This is a genomic window from Methylocystis sp. Uni0008 (assembly GCF_056838045.1).
In genome coordinates this window covers 101,492-118,455 of sequence record NZ_JBXEJH010000003.1, presented here as the reverse complement: position 1 = coordinate 118,455, position 16,964 = coordinate 101,492, and the positions used below count along the sequence as shown (strand labels likewise).

At 59.5% G+C, this 16,964-nt stretch carries 13 protein-coding genes and 4 pseudogenes; 12 read left to right on the top strand and 5 right to left on the bottom strand.

Features of this window, described 5'->3' with window-relative positions; translation table 11 throughout:
• Positions 1 to 95: 95 nt before the first annotated feature.
• Positions 96 to 1,329, bottom strand: a pseudogene (locus AC0X69_RS22365) (IS3 family transposase).
• 514 nt (positions 1,330 to 1,843) lie between these two features.
• Here AC0X69_RS22365 and tnpA point away from each other — a divergent pair.
• The 5 genes from tnpA to AC0X69_RS22340 all read left to right on the top strand — a co-directional run bounded on the left by tnpA (position 1,844) and on the right by AC0X69_RS22340 (position 4,775).
• Positions 1,844 to 2,221 (top strand): IS66-like element accessory protein TnpA, encoded by a 378-nt coding sequence (tnpA, locus tag AC0X69_RS22360; protein ID WP_482613884.1) that lies wholly within the window; start codon positions 1,844 to 1,846, stop codon positions 2,219 to 2,221.
• Positions 2,218 to 2,565: an IS66 family insertion sequence element accessory protein TnpB gene (gene tnpB / locus AC0X69_RS22355; protein WP_434500965.1), complete on the top strand. Its 348-nt coding sequence runs from the start codon at positions 2,218 to 2,220 to the stop codon at positions 2,563 to 2,565. The genes tnpA and tnpB overlap by 4 nt, the downstream gene beginning before the upstream one ends.
• A gap of 95 nt (positions 2,566 to 2,660) precedes the next feature.
• Positions 2,661 to 4,271 (top strand): IS66 family transposase, encoded by a 1,611-nt coding sequence (tnpC, locus tag AC0X69_RS22350; protein WP_482613883.1) that lies wholly within the window; start codon positions 2,661 to 2,663, stop codon positions 4,269 to 4,271.
• A 2-nt stretch (positions 4,272 to 4,273) separates the two neighbouring features.
• On the top strand, positions 4,274 to 4,507 hold the full coding sequence (locus AC0X69_RS22345; protein ID WP_292529016.1) for a hypothetical protein: 234 nt from the start codon (positions 4,274 to 4,276) through the stop codon (positions 4,505 to 4,507).
• A gap of 49 nt (positions 4,508 to 4,556) precedes the next feature.
• The gene (locus tag AC0X69_RS22340) at positions 4,557 to 4,775 is read left to right on the top strand and encodes a hypothetical protein (RefSeq protein ID WP_482613881.1); all 219 of its coding nucleotides are present in this window, start codon (positions 4,557 to 4,559) and stop codon (positions 4,773 to 4,775) included.
• A gap of 14 nt (positions 4,776 to 4,789) precedes the next feature.
• Here AC0X69_RS22340 and AC0X69_RS22335 read toward each other — a convergent pair whose 3' ends face one another.
• Positions 4,790 to 5,161 (bottom strand): CsbD family protein, encoded by a 372-nt coding sequence (locus AC0X69_RS22335; protein ID WP_482613880.1) that lies wholly within the window; start codon positions 5,159 to 5,161, stop codon positions 4,790 to 4,792.
• Between the two features lie 330 nt (positions 5,162 to 5,491).
• On the opposite strand from AC0X69_RS22335, the gene AC0X69_RS22330 reads away from it, so the two are divergent.
• Entirely contained in the window at positions 5,492 to 5,878 is a 387-nt protein-coding gene (locus AC0X69_RS22330) for a hypothetical protein (protein ID WP_482613879.1), read from the top strand.
• A 915-nt stretch (positions 5,879 to 6,793) separates the two neighbouring features.
• Positions 6,794 to 7,056, top strand: a pseudogene (locus AC0X69_RS22325) (transposase); the annotation flags it as partial.
• 235 nt (positions 7,057 to 7,291) lie between these two features.
• On the opposite strand, the gene AC0X69_RS22320 reads toward AC0X69_RS22325, so the two are convergent.
• Positions 7,292 to 8,344 carry an IS110 family RNA-guided transposase gene (locus AC0X69_RS22320; RefSeq protein WP_482613878.1) on the bottom strand — a complete coding sequence of 351 codons (1,053 nt, stop codon included), beginning with the start codon at positions 8,342 to 8,344 and terminating at the stop codon, positions 7,292 to 7,294.
• 65 nt (positions 8,345 to 8,409) lie between these two features.
• On the opposite strand from AC0X69_RS22320, the pseudogene AC0X69_RS22315 reads away from it, so the two are divergent.
• A pseudogene (locus AC0X69_RS22315) lies at positions 8,410 to 9,303 on the top strand (IS3 family transposase); the annotation flags it as partial.
• Between the two features lie 1,059 nt (positions 9,304 to 10,362).
• Positions 10,363 to 10,701 (top strand): small metal-binding protein SmbP, encoded by a 339-nt coding sequence (smbP, locus tag AC0X69_RS22310; RefSeq protein WP_482613877.1) that lies wholly within the window; start codon positions 10,363 to 10,365, stop codon positions 10,699 to 10,701.
• Positions 10,702 to 11,016: 315 nt separating this feature from the next.
• Here the strand turns inward: smbP and AC0X69_RS22305 are convergent, their stop codons facing one another.
• Positions 11,017 to 12,711, bottom strand: coding sequence for an ABC transporter ATP-binding protein/permease (locus tag AC0X69_RS22305; protein ID WP_482613876.1), 1,695 nt, complete (start codon positions 12,709 to 12,711; stop codon positions 11,017 to 11,019).
• Between the two features lie 307 nt (positions 12,712 to 13,018).
• Positions 13,019 to 13,152, bottom strand: a pseudogene (locus AC0X69_RS22300) (response regulator); the annotation flags it as partial.
• 1,010 nt (positions 13,153 to 14,162) lie between these two features.
• Between AC0X69_RS22300 and AC0X69_RS22295 the strand changes: the two are divergent.
• The 3 genes from AC0X69_RS22295 to AC0X69_RS22285 all read left to right on the top strand — a co-directional run bounded on the left by AC0X69_RS22295 (position 14,163) and on the right by AC0X69_RS22285 (position 16,959).
• Complete coding sequence (locus tag AC0X69_RS22295) at positions 14,163 to 14,600, top strand: PA2169 family four-helix-bundle protein (RefSeq protein ID WP_482613875.1); 438 nt, start codon at positions 14,163 to 14,165, stop codon at positions 14,598 to 14,600.
• Between the two features lie 78 nt (positions 14,601 to 14,678).
• Entirely contained in the window at positions 14,679 to 15,032 is a 354-nt protein-coding gene (locus AC0X69_RS22290) for a CsbD family protein (protein ID WP_482613874.1), read from the top strand.
• 430 nt (positions 15,033 to 15,462) lie between these two features.
• A complete protein-coding gene (locus AC0X69_RS22285; protein WP_482613873.1) occupies positions 15,463 to 16,959 on the top strand; it encodes a TnsB C-terminal domain-containing protein in 1,497 nt (498 codons plus the stop codon).
• Positions 16,960 to 16,964 lie beyond the last annotated feature (5 nt).

Here is a 16,964-nt window from a genome sequence, read left to right as displayed (position 1 = left end):
GAAGTGGGCGGAGTGGCGCCGCTGATCGACGCCAAAGATGACCATACGGTGCAATTGGTGTGCACCCCGTTTGACCGGACACGGGGCGGGTCTGCTTAAGCACTGAAGCGGATGAACTCCCGAGGGGATCGGAACTTCAGGCCTGAGTGCGGGTGAACCTCGCAATAATCCTCGATCCAGCCGGGCAGTTTGGCAAGGATTGTTTCCGCGTCCGGCAAGATGGCGAGCCGGGCGTAATCGCGTTTGAGCGTCTTCACAAAGCTCTCCGACATGCCATTGCTCTCCGGGCTGCGCACCGGCGTGAACAGCAGCGTCAGGCCGAGCGCACGGGCCGTATCCGCGGTGTCGGCGGCGATGTAGGCGCTGCCATTATCGGACAGCCACTCGACCCGGTGCGGAACGTTCAATGCGCCGAGGCGGCGCTCGATGGCGGCGACCATCAGATCGCGCACCATCTCAGCAGAGACGCCGCCATTGGCGACGGCCGACCAGGCGATGATTTCCCGATCGCAGGCGTCGCGACGAAAAGGATGCGCACGACCTGGCCGTTGCGGGCGCGGATTTCGAGATGATCCGAACACCAGCGGCAATTCGAGCGTAGCGCGATGACGACGCCGTCATGGGTGCGGCCCGGCCGGCGCGCCGTATGGCGTTCGAGCGTCAGTCCGTTGTTCTGCATGATCCGCAGCACGCGCTTGGCGTTCACGGGCGGCTCGCCCTCGGCCCGCTGCTTTCGGTTCGCGAGCGCGCAGACGCGCCGATAGCCATAGGTCGGGCGCTCATCAACGATGGCGCGGATCAGCGGCGTCAGGTCCGTGTCCTCCGCCTTGTGGTAGCGGCCACGGGGCTTTGTTGCGCCCTTCTTGCGCGCGGTGAGATTGGAGCGGGCGACGTCCAGCGTTTTTGCGACGGCGCTCATCGGGAAACGTCCGCTTTCCACGACACGACCGGCGAGGTCGGTTTTTTTGCGCGCACAACATCGAGAGCTTCCCGGAGAGTCTCGACCTCCATCGTCTTCTTGCCGAGCAAGCGCTCCAGTTCGCGGACCTTCTTCTCAAGATCGCGGACCTGCGAGGCGCCGACCACATCCTCGTCCGCCGCCACGGCGGCCTGACCGCCTTCGGCCATGCGGCGCTTCCAGGCGAAAAGCTGAGAAGGCGCGATCCCTGCGCGGCGCGCGACGAAGGAAACGCTCATGCCGGGCTGCGACGCTTCTTCGACGAGGCGGATTTTCTCGGCCGCGCTCCAGCGCCGACGGCGCTGCACCGAGGTGATGACTTCGACGCGCGACACGGGCGTCTCGGGGACATTGGTCATAGTCGTATTCATAGGCTTACGCCTATGCCTTATCGGCTATGCCCCGTGTCCGGTCAAACGGGGTGCACTTCAGCAATGGTATGAGCGCTATGGCGGGTTGGCGTCTCGTCGATGCGCCGCTCTCGCTCGTGCTGCCCTTCTCGGTCGTCCTCAAGGCTCTGAAATAGGGGAATTGAAAAAACCCTTCCGCAACTGACTTCTGCATCAAAAATGCCTTTAGGAAATGGTCGGGTAGGACCCGGTTTCGGGCGATGTCATGGTCATGCACCCGTTTGGCTCAAAACTTTCTCCCGTCATTTGAGCGGATTTAATGCGCAGCACAAAATTTGGGCCCATAGTTATTTTAGGATGTAATAACAAATGTTTACATGGATAGTTCGAGGAACGCGCAACATCAGATGCTTGAACTTTTATGGTAAGCCTCCGGCGAGAACCGTCTGGCGCTGAGCGCGCTGCGCTTGGATAGATTGCGCATGAATGGCGCGGTGATCGTGTCCATTTCTAATACAAGCGGACACTATCGCGGATGTCGGACGGCAAGGACGATGGTGGAGCGGCGCCCGGGCGCAGGCGTCGATCCTGGACCCTTGATGAGAAGCGCCGGATCATCGACGAGAGCCTGGAAGATGGCGCTTCGATCGCCGAGGTCGCGCGACGGCACGATCTTAACGCCAACCAGCTCTTCACCTGGCGTCGGCAGTGCGGCTTGGAGCCCGCCGAGCCGAAGAAGCTCGCGCCGATCCTACCGGTGACGATTGCTCCTGCGGCAGCGGCGGAAGAATCCGGGCTGGGATCAAGCGGCCAGATTGAGATCGTGCTCGCCGAGGGCGAACGGATCCTTGTGTGGTCGGACGTCGAGACGGCGGCGTTGACGCGTGTCTTGAAGGCGCTGTCGCGGCGATGATCCCGATACCGAGCGGCGTTCGGGTATGGATTGCAACGGGCCACACTGACATGCGGCGCGGCATGCAGGGGCTTGCGCTGCAAGTTCAGGAGAGTCTGAAGCGCGATCCTTATGTCGGCGATCTCTATATCTTCAGGGGCCGGCGCGGCGATCTGGCGAAGATCCTCTGGCACGACGGCATCGGGCTGTCTCTCTACGCCAAACGACTGGACCGCGGAAAGTTCATCTGGCCGTCGGCGTCAGGCGGCACGGTGTCGATCTCGGCGGCGCAGATGGCGTACATGCTCGAAGGGATAGACTGGCGGAATCCACAACTGACATGGCGACCCAAGAGCGCCGGATAATCTGCGCCGGATAATCGGCACGCGCTGGTGAAAAATGCGGGGCGCGTGCATTTTGGGGCGCCACAAATCGCTAAAATTATGATTCACTTCGTCTCATGGATGCCGCTCGCGCCGCTCTTGCCCGAGAAAACGCCGCCCTGAAAGCGGAGCTGGCGGTGGCGCGCGCGAAGGCTTCGGAAGATGCGGCGCTGATCGCGCAGCAGACGCTGCGGATCGCGAAACTGGAGCGTCAGGTTTACGGCCAGAAATCGGAACGCTCGGCGCGGTTGATCGATCAACTGGCGCTCGTGTTCGAAGAGCTGGAAGCGAGCGCGACAGAAGACGAATTGGCGGCGGAACAGGCAGTCGCCAGGGCGACCAATGTCCGCGGATTTACGCGCCGGCGCGCCGAGCGCGATACGTTCCCCGATCACTTGCCTCGTGAGCGCGTGGTGATTGATCCGCCGACAGCGTGCGAATGTTGTGGAGGCACGCGCCTGCGCAAGCTCGGCGAAGATGTCACGCGCACGCTGGAGACGCAGCCGCGTCAGTGGAAAGTGGTCGAGACGGTGCGGGAGAAGTTCACCTGCCGGGACTGCGAAAAGATCAGCCAGGCGCCGGCGCCGTTCCATTCAATACCACGCGCATGGGCGGGTCCGAGCCTGCTGGCGATGATCGTGTTCGAGAAGTTCGGACAGCACCAGCCGCTGAACCGCCAAGCCGAGCGTTACGCATTGGAAGGCGCGCCGATCGCGCTGTCGACGATGGCCGACGCGGTGGGCTCGGTCTGCACGGCGCTCGATCCGCTCCTCCGGCTGGTGGAATCTCATGTGATGGCGGCCGAACGCCTGCATGGCGACGATACGACGGTGCCGGTTCTGGCGAAAGGCAAGACCGACACCGGTCGGTGCTGGGTGTATGTTCGCGATGACAAACCGTTCGGCGGCGCCGGACCGCCCGCGGCGATGTTCTACTACTCGCGCGATCGGAAGGGCGAGCATCCACAAACCCATCTGGCGGGATACGCCGGCATCCTGCAGGCCGACGCCTACGACGGCTACAACAAGCTCTATCTGGCGGACCGAAAACCGGGACCTGTTCGCGAGGCCGCGTGTTGGGTGCACGCTCGCCGACCGTTCTTCGCCATGGCCGATCTTGAGGAGAACGCGCGTCGCAAGGCTGCGGGCAAGAAGGAGATACCTCTCTCGCCGATCGCGATCGAGGTCGTTCGCCGCATCGACGCGCTGTTTGCAATCGAACGCTCAATCAACGGCAAGAGCCCGGAGGAGCGCGTTGCGGTTCGACATGCCTCGAGCCGGCCTCTGGTCGACGATCTCCATGTCTACATGCGAGAGCAGGCGGCCAAGTTGTCGCGCGGGCATGACCTGGCTAAGGCGATCCAGTACATGCTGAAGCGCTGGGCGGCCTTCACGCTGTTCCTTAATGACGGACGTGTGTGCATGTCCAACAATGCCGCCGAGCGCGGCCTGCGCGGCATCGCTTTGGGAAGAAAATCGTGGTTGTTCTGCGGATCCGATCGCGGGGGGCAGCGCGCTGCGGCCATGTACGGCCTCATCGTGACGGCGAAAATGAACGGCGTTGATCCGCAGGCTTGGTTGGCCGACGTCCTGGCTCGCATCGCCGGGCATCCCGCGCACCGGCTTGATGAACTGCTTCCGTGGAACTGGCGCCGAGCAGCAGCGGCAGACCCGGCGATCGCGGCCTGACCATGCACGTCAACAAAGTTCACCGTGTGACAACCATCGATCGCGTCGCCGACGATCTCGGCGAGAGCATCGACTGGCTGTACGACGTCGCTATGGAAATGGATGCCGAGGACGGCGTGATCTGGGTCTACGGACTTGGCGACGAACAGCTCATGGCGTTCACGAACTTCGGCATCGAGACGCTCGTCGACCTGATCAAAATCCACAAAGACGACCCCACGCTTCTGAAGCGTTGAGAGAGCCAAACCCTTCATCCCAGCGGCCTACGCCGGATGGCTACCTTTTATGCGCCGCACCACAGGTAGGTGGAACACGCCAACGCTGCTGATCCGGATTCGAGATGTGGGCGTCGGCATGACCCCATTTTCCAGTGCCCGGATCAACGGCCAACAACTGGTGCCCTCTGCCGCTGCGCACACGCTGTCGCGGCGCAAGCGCAACGCCCGCAGTGAGCCGGACGAGAATTCCTTCGAGCGCCGGAGCGAGGGAGCCCAACCCCGCTGAGTGCCAATGATTGCCTATTCCTCAGAATCGGCCGCTGATTTCGCTTTGCCGACGAATTTCTGCATTTCGCCGATCGCTTGTTGCGCGATGCCCGCAACAAGGAGTTCGGGGGACTGGGTAGCCAGAGCAACGGCCAGCTTTGTCTTGCCAACGGCCTCGTTCGCATAACCACGCATCTGATCTGCTGAGCCGCTTTGAACGAACGTGCCGACTGCAGACACCACAGCGTCTTTCACCTGAACGACGGCGCTTTGCGCATTTTCTTGCAGATCGAGAGCGGCGGACTGAACCGGGGCCATCGCAGAGTCGGCAAGGTCCTCGATTTCTTGCTTGATTTCTTCGATCGTTGGACCAACGCCGCTTGTGGCAATTACTTCATTAGGCATTGCGCTCGTCTCCACTGTGACGCGCCAGCAATGAGAAGCGAGGGCGCGCCAATGCCCAACCCAAAAGGCGTCGGTGAGTTCCCGAGCGCGAACGCGGAAAAGCCGCCAGTTCATCCGTGGTCGGGACGTTCTCCTGAAAAAGCTCGGTCGGCGTCCGCCATCTGCGCCAGGCGCGCCCCACTTTGCGTGGCCGCGGTGGCGAGCCTATGTCAACCCTATCGCCCGATGCTGACCGAGCACAAGCGAATTTGACCGCATGATCATCGGCTCCAGATTAAGCTTTAGCGGTTCCCTTTGGAATCGGTCGACCGCTCTAAACGGGAGGCGGATATGTCGAAGTTCTTACTGTCTATTGTTGCGGCGCTTGCAGCTATGGGAAGCCCGGCCTTAGCAATAAGTCAAAACTGGAATGTCACCGAAGAAAACGTGTCCGGCGTTAAAGGCGCTCAGGGAACGTGGTCGGTGAACACTGACGCCGATAGCAAGATCACCGGCGTCGCGAATTTGCAGTTGGATAACGGCAAGTTGCTCACCTATGCGATCTCTGGCTTCGGCAAAGACTCGGTTTATAAGATTGAGATGTCGGAGCGCAGCGACGGGAAAAAGGGCTGTGTCTGGAATGGACACGTCCCCGCCGGCGCGGACAAGTCTCACGGACTTATCGGCGAGGCCATCTGCGACGGCGGCGTGAAGCTGATCATACGTGCGGGATTCTGATTTGCTCTGAGCTACTTTCTGGCGCAAAAACCCCGCCGTTACATGCCCGGTCGGGGCGCTCCTCGCGCCGGGACGAATTCCGGCGCTCGGGATGATGCAGCACTCAAAAACTATGCTTCAAATCGAGAATTGTGTCTTTCGCTGATAGAACCAGCAGCATTCAGTCCGGATCGTCAGGCTTATGCAGGCACCCTATGCACATGCACGTCGTGGCCTCCATTGTTATGCATGGCGTCCATGGCGGCGCGTTCATGTTCTTCCGTCCGGGTTCGCGCCCACAGTTAAGTGCAACGTGACAACGGGAAATCAGGGGTTTAAATCCGGATGATCTGCTGATTTTCAGCCTGCCAATCACCTTAAAGTACGATTTTGGGAAGATTCTGTGCGGACCCCTAAAAGGCGGAGTGAGCCTGGTGATCGTGATCTTCGAGTTTTTTTGCAGAGCGAGGTGCGAGAATGACCCTGTCATTATCGCAACCGAGAGGAGACATTTCGAAACGGTAGACGTGGCAATTCTCTATGCTCAAGGCGCCCTGAATAATGTGGTCTTTGAGGGCATGGCGGCAGATGGGTGCGTGGTTAAGACGCGGCACGGAGCACTCATTTGTGAGATTGTGCGGCAAAAGACTGGTCATTAGGCGGCCTCTGGCTTCGCACTCTATCGGCGCCGCGCGACCCCGCCGAGCCGATACCCGGCGGGGCCAAATTTTTGGGTGTTGAAAACGCGACTGGTCTAGCGCCGGCCAGCAACGATTTTTTGACGCGGGGTCATGTCGGACGGCCTGCAGCAAACGGTGTCACGTTGCACTTAAATACAAGAATGCGCTGGTTCATGCATGTTGTGACCTGCCTGACCTGCCCCTGAAAAACTCCTCCATCCTCGATTAGAGTCCGGCCTATTGCAGGACGGACAAGATGAAGAAGAAGCGGTTCACGGAAGAGCAGATCATCGGGATTTTGCGGAGCAGGAAGCCGGCGCGAAGGTCGGCGATCTGGCGCGCAAATATGCGGTTTCGGAGGCCACGCTCTACAATTGGAAAGCCAAATTCGGCGGCATGGACGTTTCGGAAGCCAAGCGTCTGAAGGCGCTCGAGGACGAGAACGCGAAGCTGAAGAAGCTTCTGGCGGATCAGATGCTCGAGGCGGCGGCGCTCCGGGAGCTTCTGGCAAAAAATGTATGGTCCGCCCCGTCCGTGCAAGGGTCGCGTTCGTTCTAACGTTCCAGTCTGCATAAATGTATCCGGCCTCTCGCGAGCGAGCTGCTGTTGCAGCCAGGCCATGATGAGATGCGCACACGCCGTTCTCGAATAATGGTGCGGGCTCGAAGCCCGGTTTTTTGCACAGAGCTTACGGCGCGCCGATCAACTGTTTCGTCATCACTCTCCCGAACCTCGCAGTCTGTCGAAAAGGCAATCAGGCTGCTGCCGGACCGCGCTTCTCATAGGTTGCGCCGGGCGTCGTCATGACCACCCAGGCGATGCGTGCGACCTTGGCGGCAAGCGCCACAACCGCTTTGTTGTTGTGCATTCGGCTCTGAAGCCGCCCGAGCCAGCCACCAAGCCGATCCCGCGATCGGTCCAAGTGTAGCAGGCATGACCGGGATCCGTGGATCAGAAGCCGGCGCAGATAGGCGTTTCCTCGCTTGCTGATCCCGAGCAATGTCGTCTTGCCCCCGGTTGAATATTCGCGCGGCGTAAGTCCGAGCCAAGCCGCCATATCTCGAGCTTTTTTAAACTGCGCGCCTCTGCCTGCCGCTGCGAGCAGCGCCGTCGCCGCCAGCGGTCCAATACCCGGGATCGTCATTAAACGCCGGGCGGTGTCGTCAGCCGCCGCTGTCGCTTCAATCTCGCGCGAGGTCTCGGAGATTCGCGTTTCGAGCTGTCGCACGTCTTCGAATAGGCTGGCGAGCAGTCTGCGCATCGCTGGCGAGAGATCATTCTCTTCATTCGCCAGGACCTTTGGCAGGTCTGCCTTGAATCTGCCGACGCCCTGATGCATCGCTATGCCATATTCCAGGCAAAAGGCGCGCATTTGACAGACGAGGCGTGTCCGCTGGGCCACCATCCGGTCACGGACGCGATGCAGCGCCTGGAGATCGATCTGCTCCGGCGAGCGCACTTCGACGAAGCGCATTGTTGGCCGCGAGACCGCCTCGGCGATTGCTTCCGCGTCGATGATATCGTTCTTGTTGGACTTGACGTAAGGTTTGACGAACCTCGCGGGGACGATCCGGACCCTGTGTCCGAAGGCCATAATCTTTCGCGCCAGCCATTGGGAGCCTGGACAGGCTTCCATGCCAATGACCGTCGGCTTCGCGCGCTCAAAAAATTGCAGCAGCGTATCCCGCCGAAAGCTGGCTCGCTGGATCGGCGCGCCGGATGCGTCGATCCCGACCACGTGGAAAACATTCTTACCGATATCGACGCCGAACACGGCTGCGTCCTTTGGTTTGTTACGTTCCGCCATAGCCAATCCTCCTGTGCCAAGGGGCCGCATTCTGCGGCGGGAGGACGGGGCGGACCATCCCATTAATGGTAGGGCCCGGCGCCAAGCGCGAAGCCGTCGCGCACCTTCGGGCCGTCATGGGCCTTTCGGAACGTCGGGCCTGCAGCATCGCCGCCATCGACCGCGCGACGGTCCGCTACACGCCAAAGCGGCCGGCGGACACGCAATTGCGCGAGAGACTTCGGGAGCTAGCCCACGCGCGCCGCCGCTTTGGCTATCGGAAGCTGTTCGTCTTGCTGCGTCAGGAAGGCGAGCGTTCCGGCAAGAACCGCATCTACCGGCTTTACCGCGAGGAAGGGCTTACGGTGCGCAAGCGCCGCGCCCGCCGCCGCGCGGTCGGAACAAGGGCGCCGATCCTTATAGAGCCAAGGCCGAACGCACGCTGGTCGCTGGACTTCGTGCATGACCAGTTCGCCTGTGGGCGTCGGTTCCGCATCCTCAACATCGTCGACGACGTGACGCGCGAATGCCTCGCGGCGATCCCCGACACGTCGATCTCGGGCAAGCGCGTCGCCCGGGAGCTGACAACGCTGATCCGCCGACGCGGCAAGCCGGGCATGATCGTTTCCGATCACGGGACAGAGTTCACCTCGAACGCCATCCTGTCCTGGGCGACCGAAGGCAAGATCGAGTGGCATTACATCGCGCCCGGCAAGCCGATGCAGAATGGCTTCTGTGAAAGTTTCAACGGCCGCATGCGCGATGAGCTTTTGAACGAAACGCTGTTCTTCGGCCTCGATCACGCGCGCGCGAAGATCTGCGCTTGGGTCAGCGACTACAATCATCGACGCCCGCATTCTTCGCTCGGCTACGCGACGCCGGCAGAATATGCCGCCAATCTCACCGCAACAGGCGATCGGCTGCGCAACCCCGACCAGCTCCGCCGATCGCCTGTTGCTACATCCGCGCCCTCGGGCGTATCAAGCCGGGACTCTAATTGTCGCTGGATGAAAGTTCAGGAGCAGGTCATCGCGAGGAAACCGCTTCGTGCGCAGCTGGCGATTTGTGTGATTTGCGCAGAAAAGCACTGAGCATCTTCACGTGGATCAGCCGAATCAGACGGGCCTCGTGCTCGCAAGCGAACGCCATCTGGCCCCAGTAGCGGCTGGTCGCGCGGGCTTCCGTCGCGGCGGCGCACGGCGCGTGCGCCTAGAGAGTTTGCTCCAGTTCAAACGGGACACCGTCCGATTCAATAGAACCGACTCGCCGCGATCCGTGCCACAAACCTCAAAGCTGCGCTTCGCCTAATCGATGGCCAACATGCCTGCCCCTTCACAATGCGCCTTCTCGGCGCTGCTCCAGCACTTACGACGCTGGGCAGAGGGCATCCACCCACCAGTTCAGATGGCCGCGTAACCCTAAAACATTCCAACGGTTGCGACCTAAAACGCCCTTTCATTTGCAACGCGCTCCTCGCGCTCAATAGCGGCTAGTTCTGCACCCGCCACGCTTGCCTCGAAGGGCCTTAGAGCTAATTGGTCGATGTCGCTCAAGAAAGGCGGTGGAGCGATTCCTGTTGGTCCAGCTTACCCGCGGCCTCGCGGTCGCGGGTCTTTTTATGGTTCATCTGCATTCCGCGCCGATTCCATAAGGCGCGCAATCTGCTTCTTCAAATGGGACCCCTGGATCTGACGCCCGTCGTGCCTCCGCGGTAAAGGCTTGAGACGATGTCGTCGACCAAGTTTGAACTCCGGAGCGAGCCAAGTCGTAGGCACGCTCGATTAGTATCTTATCGGCATCTATCGCAGTTTGCTACTAAGTGCCGTTTATGTGAGCGTCGATAGATCCTCGCCCGCCCGCTTGCGCGGCCTCTCCCGCGCGCCATCTATCCATCAACTGCGCTAGGCACCCGCCAAAGCGCGGCTAGATTGAGCCCCTACCCAATCTTGTCCCCCGGTTGGCGACAGGCTTCTAGAATTCATGCGCCAGTCATCAGGAGTATGAATCCTTTTCCGGAAGGCTCAAAGGAGACATTTCTAATGAACCGCAAGATTTTCGCACTCGCGTTGGGCGTTGGCGTGGCGGCATTCTTCGCGCCCTCCGTCGCGCACGCCGAGAATCATTTGGCCGAGGCGATCAGACATACGGAGGAAGCGATCGAACACGGTAAACGAGGTCATGTAGATGAGCTAATGACGCACGCCGAAGCCGCGCTCAAGCATGCTGAAGCTGCCGAAACGGCGACGAACAATCCGCACATTAAGGAAGGAATAACGCAGTTGATGGCATCAATTGTGGAAGGCAAGAAAGAGAACGCCACCACTGCGATCGGGCATTCCATAGAGGCGTTGACCCATCTGGAAGCGGCGCAGAACTGAACCGAACAAGTATGCTGCCTCCACGTACTGGGTGTTTGGCGACTTTATCGGGATAAGACCTTCCGGTTTTCCTGCCGTTCGTGGAGTCAGACTTGAAGCAGAGCCTCCTTCGCGATCTGAACGAGGTCGGCGGAGAAGCGCATCTCTTCGGGAACCGCAGGCTTCTTTTATCCGCCACTCGTTTCGGCGAGGCGGCGGCTTTGCAGGTAGGCGGAACTCTTCCTTGAACTTCAGATGAGCCGTCGTGATCGTCATTGCTGCTCTTGCCTTCGAAGTCCCTCTTGCACAGTGACCGCCATGGTTCCTTCTTCAGATTCAATAAAGCGCGGCGTCGTCGAACAGATGCCACAACGACTTCTGCAGCTTGCGGCTTGTGATATGCGCGCCGGCGGCGCGGCGCTCGAGAACGAGTTTCTTGTCGTGGAAATCTTCAAGGCCGACGCGATGACCGACGCTGATCGCAGTCGCGCCTGCGAGATCTTCATTGAATAGGCGCAGCATCGAAACCTGACTCTCTTCGTCAAGCGCCGAAGTCGCCTCATCCATGATGATGATCTGCGGCCTCTGCAGCAACAGCCGAACGAAGGCTATTCGTTGCCGCTCGCCGCCGGAAAGCGTTTGGTCCCATCTTTGTTCTTCGTCGAGATGCCTGACGAGATAACTCAGGCCGCAGCGGCGCAGCGCGCCTTCGATCATTGCGTCGGTGATTTCCTTATCGGAGATCGAATAGAGCATCGCCTGGCGGAGCGTTCCCAAGGGAATGTACGGCTTCTGGGGCACAAAGGCGATGTGGACGTCTTTCGGCAAGAGGATGCGCCCCGAGCCCCACGGCCAAAGTCCGGCGAGCGCGCGAACCAGCGTGCTCTTTCCCGTGCCGCTGGGGCCGGCCACAAGCAGCTTCTCGCCAGCAGGGATGACGACATTCGCGCCGGCGATCACAATTCGCCCGTTGCGGTGCGCGACCGCAAGATCCTGAAGGTGAATCTTATCGTCGTCGCTGACGCCGAACTCGATAAACTCCTTTTCTTCCATGATGACGCCGACGTCGAGGCTCTCGAGCGCTTCGACGAGTTCGTCGACGCGGTTGGCTGACGCCATCCATTCTGCGACGCGCACGGAATTGTCGATGAACCAGTTGAAGGCGACCTGCACAGTCATGAATGCGGAGGCGAGCTGCATGACCGCGCCGAGAGATAGCGAGCCCGAAAGGTATTTGGGCGCGACGAGCACAAGCGGAATAAGCGGCGTCAGCGCGCCATTGGCGCTTTGCACCGTGGCGATCACCCCGTTGCAATGAATCTGGCGAATCCACGCGGCGACGACGCGTCGATAATTTTGGAGAATGGAGCCCAATTCGTCGGCGTCGCCGCGAATGAGCGCGATGCTTTCCGCATTCTCCTTCAGTCGCGTAAGTTCCGAGAGCAACTGAGCTTCGGCTTCGTTCTTGCGCGCAACCGCTGGAACGAGCGGACGTCCGGCGACATAGGCCACCGCGCCGGCGACGGTTGCGTAGATCACGGCGGCGAAGCCGAGATAGCCCGGCAAGACGACGCGGAATCCGAACAGATCGAACTCCAGCGCGCCGCCGACAGCCCACAGAACGCCAATGAAGGCCGACGCCGTCGCCAGCGCCGTCAAAAACCCTACTGCGAATTCGACCAGAGGATCGACGGCAAGCTGCACGTCCTTGGCGATCCTGTATTCCGGAGAGGTCTGCTCAGCAGCGGCGATTTCGAGACGATAATAACGCTGGTCGTCGAGCCACCAGCCGGCGAGTTTCTCGGTGAGCCATTCTCGCCAGCGCATCTGCAAGGTCATGCGCGCGACGAGCGCGCCGCTGACGGCGGCGCCGCTGAACGCGACGAGCGCGGGCAATAAGAGCGTCGCCCAGCTCAGCGACTCGACATTTCTGCTTTCGAGCGCGTCAAAAAACTTCCGATTCCATTCGTTGACGCTTAACTGCGCCCCAAGCTGTAGGGCGATGCAAAGGGCGACCAAGCCCGTGAGCATCCACGCGCGCCGCCTGGTCTCACCGGTCCAGAACTCCAGCGCGAGCGCGCAAAACTCCCGCCAACGCGCTCGATCGGGCTGCTTGACCTCTGCAGCCGCCCCACCGGCTGTAGCCTGACGGCTCAATGTCAAAGCGCCTCCCCTTGCTCGCGCGCCCGACGATCAGCGAAGGAGCTGTCGAGCGGCCCGGCGCGTCGCGCCTGCTGCGCAGCTTTCATATGGCGCGAAGGAACAGCTAGACTATAGCGTCCGGGCGCCCATTTCGTGAATGGAGCGGCGCACAAGGAACTGCGCTGGGGCGCTGCCGCTAAGCGGCGAGAGACGCCTTGCGTTCGCAGAACAGCGCCTGGCCGATCGTCGTTCTGACGTGTCGACCTTGTAAGGCTTGCTGATCAGAAATGCCGGCTCGGGCCGCTCGCCGGTGAGCAGGCGCTCGGAAAACGTCAGTTCGGTTTCGAACCCCGTCCCAATGAACTTGAAATACGTTTCGGTGACCTTATAGCTCGCTTATCGCTGTCGCCCTATGTAACGCAAACACCATATGGTTCTCTCCATCATTTACCGTTCTCGATCTTTCCCAGCATTTCCCGAGTGTGAAGCTTCGCGATCGCAAACCTTCGCCTCTTCAATTAGGACAGCTAACTGCTTTCTGAGGACGCGTTCATAAATTTTGCGCCCGTCATAACCTTCGTGGTCAAGGCGCATGACAAGCTCCATGACTGTGTTACACGATCCAGAGCGAGCCAGGTCGAACGCTCGCTCGATTGCTGTCTTGTTGGGATGCATGATTCGTCTACGGAACGCCCTTCATCAGGCCAGTTGCGCGTTCCTCACATACTTGTCGCCGAAAATGGACGAAGTAGAGGCCGATCCCCCCGTAGACACGTCGTTGACGCCGCCTTTCTCGCGCTACGTAGGAACTATTTGCAAACGCGCTGGAACATCGCGGGAGAGAAAGTCTGGAAGGATACAATCGCTCGGGTGAGATGCAACACGCCAAACGTACGAAAACCTTGCTTGACAAAAAAGACTACGGCTCCATTTCCCGTTCCTGGTTAGGAACCTTTTGGAGGAAAGACATGCGAAGGACTTGTCTGCATTTCGCAGCGGCAATGCTTATAGCCATGGCGTCATCTACTGCACGAGCGGAAGAGCCTGTGCAAGATTCAGGTGTTACCTCGGGACCGGCTGCAGGAAAGCCGATTGAGCCGTCTGGCTCCGTTCAAAAGGAAAATACGGATGTAGACCCGAGCGTCCCTCCCGGGCCGAGCGGAGTTTCCGCAGGCGTTCCGGGGGTCGAGGGCAAGCAGGGCACCCAAAGCGGCAAAAGCGATTAACGCTTCCCGCCTACGCCACTACGGACTGGGGCGGCATTGATTGTCACTTACACGGACTGAAACAATTCATCGCCCGAAGCGTTGCTGTTCATTAGCTTAAGTAGGAGATGACTGATGATGTCGAACGCCGAGTCAGTAATGAAGAATTTGGCCGATGTGAGTCGCGAAGGCGAAAACGTTTTCGCCACCGCAGCACAAGTGGTCAAAGATGAAAAGCTGCGCGGCATTCTGGAGCGAGCGTCAAAACGCTGCGCCATTGGCGTTCGGGAATTGGAAGAGGCGATTGTCAATTCGGGCGGGACAGTGAACGACGAAGGCACGATCTCGGCCACGCTTCATCGCGCTTGGACAAATCTGAAGGCAGCTGTAGCCCGCAGCGACGACAAAGCGGTCCTAGATGAGTGCGAGCGGGGGGAAGACTTGGCGAAGGCTGCCTATCAGCAGGCGCTAAAAGAGGATCTGCCTTTATATGTTCGGGACCTTGTTGATAGGCAATACAAGGGCGTTGTCGAAAATCATGACCTGATCAAGCGGCTGCGTGACGCCGCCTAAAGGATCCACAACACAACGTTTCGCGCCGATCGTCGGACGGGTCGCGATCGACGCTCTTTGCTCAGGAGGAACCGTAAAATGAAATGTCGTCCGAATTTTATCGTGGCGATCGCCACGGGCGCTGCAATGCTCTCGCTTTCGACTGCAGCGGGTGCGGAAACTTGGGCGCCGCCCAACGTTCCGGGCATGCCAGAATACCACGAGCCCACCACAAAACCGCAATCACGACCGATAGTGAATTGGGACACGATAGCTGGCAATTGGAAACAGTTTGCCGGTAAAGTGAAGGAGAAATGGGGTAAGCTGACGGACGATGACATCACCCGGATTGCAGGAAGGCGTGAACAACTCGAAGGGACGCTGCAGGAACGGTATGGTTATACGAAAGATGAAGTCAGGCGCGAAGTGGACAGGTGGGTAGCACCCGACTGATCAACATTTAGCATCGCGAACCCCTTGCGAAGAATGGGCTTAAAGAAGCTCATTCTTCGATTTTCTTGGACTAAATGTTAGCGTCGCTTCTTGGACTAAATGTCAGTGCCCGCAAGCGCATCACGAATTGATTGAAGATTGTAAGGCTTTGTCGCGCTGTATTTAAATGGCAGAATCAGGAATCATATTTTTCAATAGCTTATCTTTGCGCTTAATTTGATAATTTGTATGATATTTGATAATATGGCGGCGCTTGCTGCACCTTATTTGATAATTGGACAGCCTCACATGCGCCGGTCTGGTGAGCCCAATGCCTGATCCGTTTCCTGACGAAGCGGCGCCGCAGGACTGGGAAGAAGCGCGCCGCCGCGCGGACGCGATACGCGAATTTGTGCGCCGGCGACCAGATCGATCGACAATCGACGAGATTTTGGAGCTCGCGACCGTGCTCGGCGTGAGCCAGGCCACGGCCTATCGATTAGTCCGGCTGTTTCGAAAGGGAGGAACCGTCTCCGCGCTGGTCGATCGCAAGCGCGGACGGCGGAAAGATCATCACACGCTGGACAAGGAGCGGGATGAAATTATCCGCGCGACAATCTCGCGCTTCTATCTAAAGCCAACACGGCCGCCCTTCTCGCGACTGGTTCGTGAAGTGCAAACCAAATGCCTCGCTGCCGGCTTTAAGGCGCCGAATTGGCGCACAATCAAAAATCGTTTGGAAAGCATCGACCTTCAACGGCGAGCACAGCGACGTGGAGAAACGACGATCGTAAAGGCGACAACGCCGACGCCCGGGGAACTGCGTGCGTCACAGCCATTGGAAATTGTCCAGGTTGATCACACCAGAGCGGACATTATCGTCGTCGATGAAGAAACGCGCGAACCAATCGGCCGTCCCTGGCTGACGCTGGCGATTGACGTGTTCAGCCGCATGGTGACCGGCTTCTATCTTACAATGGACGCGCCGTCCCGTTTGTCCGTGAGTCTTTGTCTGCTTCACTCGGTCTTCGACAAATCCGCTTGGCTGAAGGATCGGGACATCGACGAGCTCTGGCCGGTCGCGGGACTGCCGGCAATGCTGCATGTCGATAACGGCCCCGAATTTCGTAGCCGCGCCTTTATCCGAGGCTGCGAAGACGCCGGCACAAAGATTCAGTGGAGGCCACGGCGCACGCCGCACTATGGCGGACATATCGAACGTCTGATCGGAACGCAGATGGGCACCGTTCACCTCCTGCCCGGCTCCACATCTAGCAACATTGCAGAGCGTGGCGAATATGATCCAAAGGCAAGCTCGGCACTAACGTTACGTGAAGTCGAGCGGTATATTGCTCTGGAAATCGTCGGATCATACCATCAATCGATTCATAGCGGTTTGTGTCGTCCGCCAATCGCCGTCTGGCGAGAGCACGAGGGAGACATTCCGCTCCGCTTGCCGCACGATCGGATGCGCTTCTGGTTGACGTTTCTGCCTGAAGAGGAACGTACATTGCGCCCGGACGGCATCCATCTGTTCAATTTGCGATACTGGTCCCCGGCGCTCAGCGCCGATGTCGGCAGAACTAAACGACGGCTCTTGGTAAAGTATGATCCACGAGACATGTCGCGAATCTTTATTCGGCGCCCCTCCGGGAATTTTGTCGAAGCGCGTTACGCCGACGTGACCTTGCCGTCGGTGACCCTGCGCGAAGCGTTGACGGCGCGCCGCACCCTGCTCGCGCAAGGGCGCCGCGAGGTCGATATGCGCTCGATCATCCGCACCGCGATGGCTCAACGAGAACTTGTTGACACCGCGACAAGGAAAACAAAAGCGGCTCGACGCGGAAAGGCCCCCGGTTCAAAATCCAAGGGAGATCGCAACGGCTGGGGCTCGCTGCGCGGCGTCGATTCCCGGGAGCCTGTGCCCTTTGTTGAAGACACGGACTGAACGGA

Coding starts and splice junctions, on each gene's coding strand:
- AC0X69_RS22340 (WP_482613881.1), top strand. CDS start 4,557: ATGCGCCGCACCACAGGTAGGTGGAACACGCCAACGCTGCTGATCCGG.
- AC0X69_RS22295 (WP_482613875.1), top strand. CDS start 14,163: ATGATGTCGAACGCCGAGTCAGTAATGAAGAATTTGGCCGATGTGAGT.
- AC0X69_RS22320 (WP_482613878.1), bottom strand. CDS start 8,344: ATGGCGGAACGTAACAAACCAAAGGACGCAGCCGTGTTCGGCGTCGAT.
- AC0X69_RS22335 (WP_482613880.1), bottom strand. CDS start 5,161: ATGCCTAATGAAGTAATTGCCACAAGCGGCGTTGGTCCAACGATCGAA.
- AC0X69_RS22290 (WP_482613874.1), top strand. CDS start 14,679: ATGAAATGTCGTCCGAATTTTATCGTGGCGATCGCCACGGGCGCTGCA.
- tnpB (WP_434500965.1), top strand. CDS start 2,218: ATGATCCCGATACCGAGCGGCGTTCGGGTATGGATTGCAACGGGCCAC.
- tnpC (WP_482613883.1), top strand. CDS start 2,661: ATGGATGCCGCTCGCGCCGCTCTTGCCCGAGAAAACGCCGCCCTGAAA.
- tnpA (WP_482613884.1), top strand. CDS start 1,844: ATGTCGGACGGCAAGGACGATGGTGGAGCGGCGCCCGGGCGCAGGCGT.
- AC0X69_RS22330 (WP_482613879.1), top strand. CDS start 5,492: ATGTCGAAGTTCTTACTGTCTATTGTTGCGGCGCTTGCAGCTATGGGA.
- AC0X69_RS22345 (WP_292529016.1), top strand. CDS start 4,274: ATGCACGTCAACAAAGTTCACCGTGTGACAACCATCGATCGCGTCGCC.
- smbP (WP_482613877.1), top strand. CDS start 10,363: ATGAACCGCAAGATTTTCGCACTCGCGTTGGGCGTTGGCGTGGCGGCA.
- AC0X69_RS22305 (WP_482613876.1), bottom strand. CDS start 12,711: ATGCTCACGGGCTTGGTCGCCCTTTGCATCGCCCTACAGCTTGGGGCG.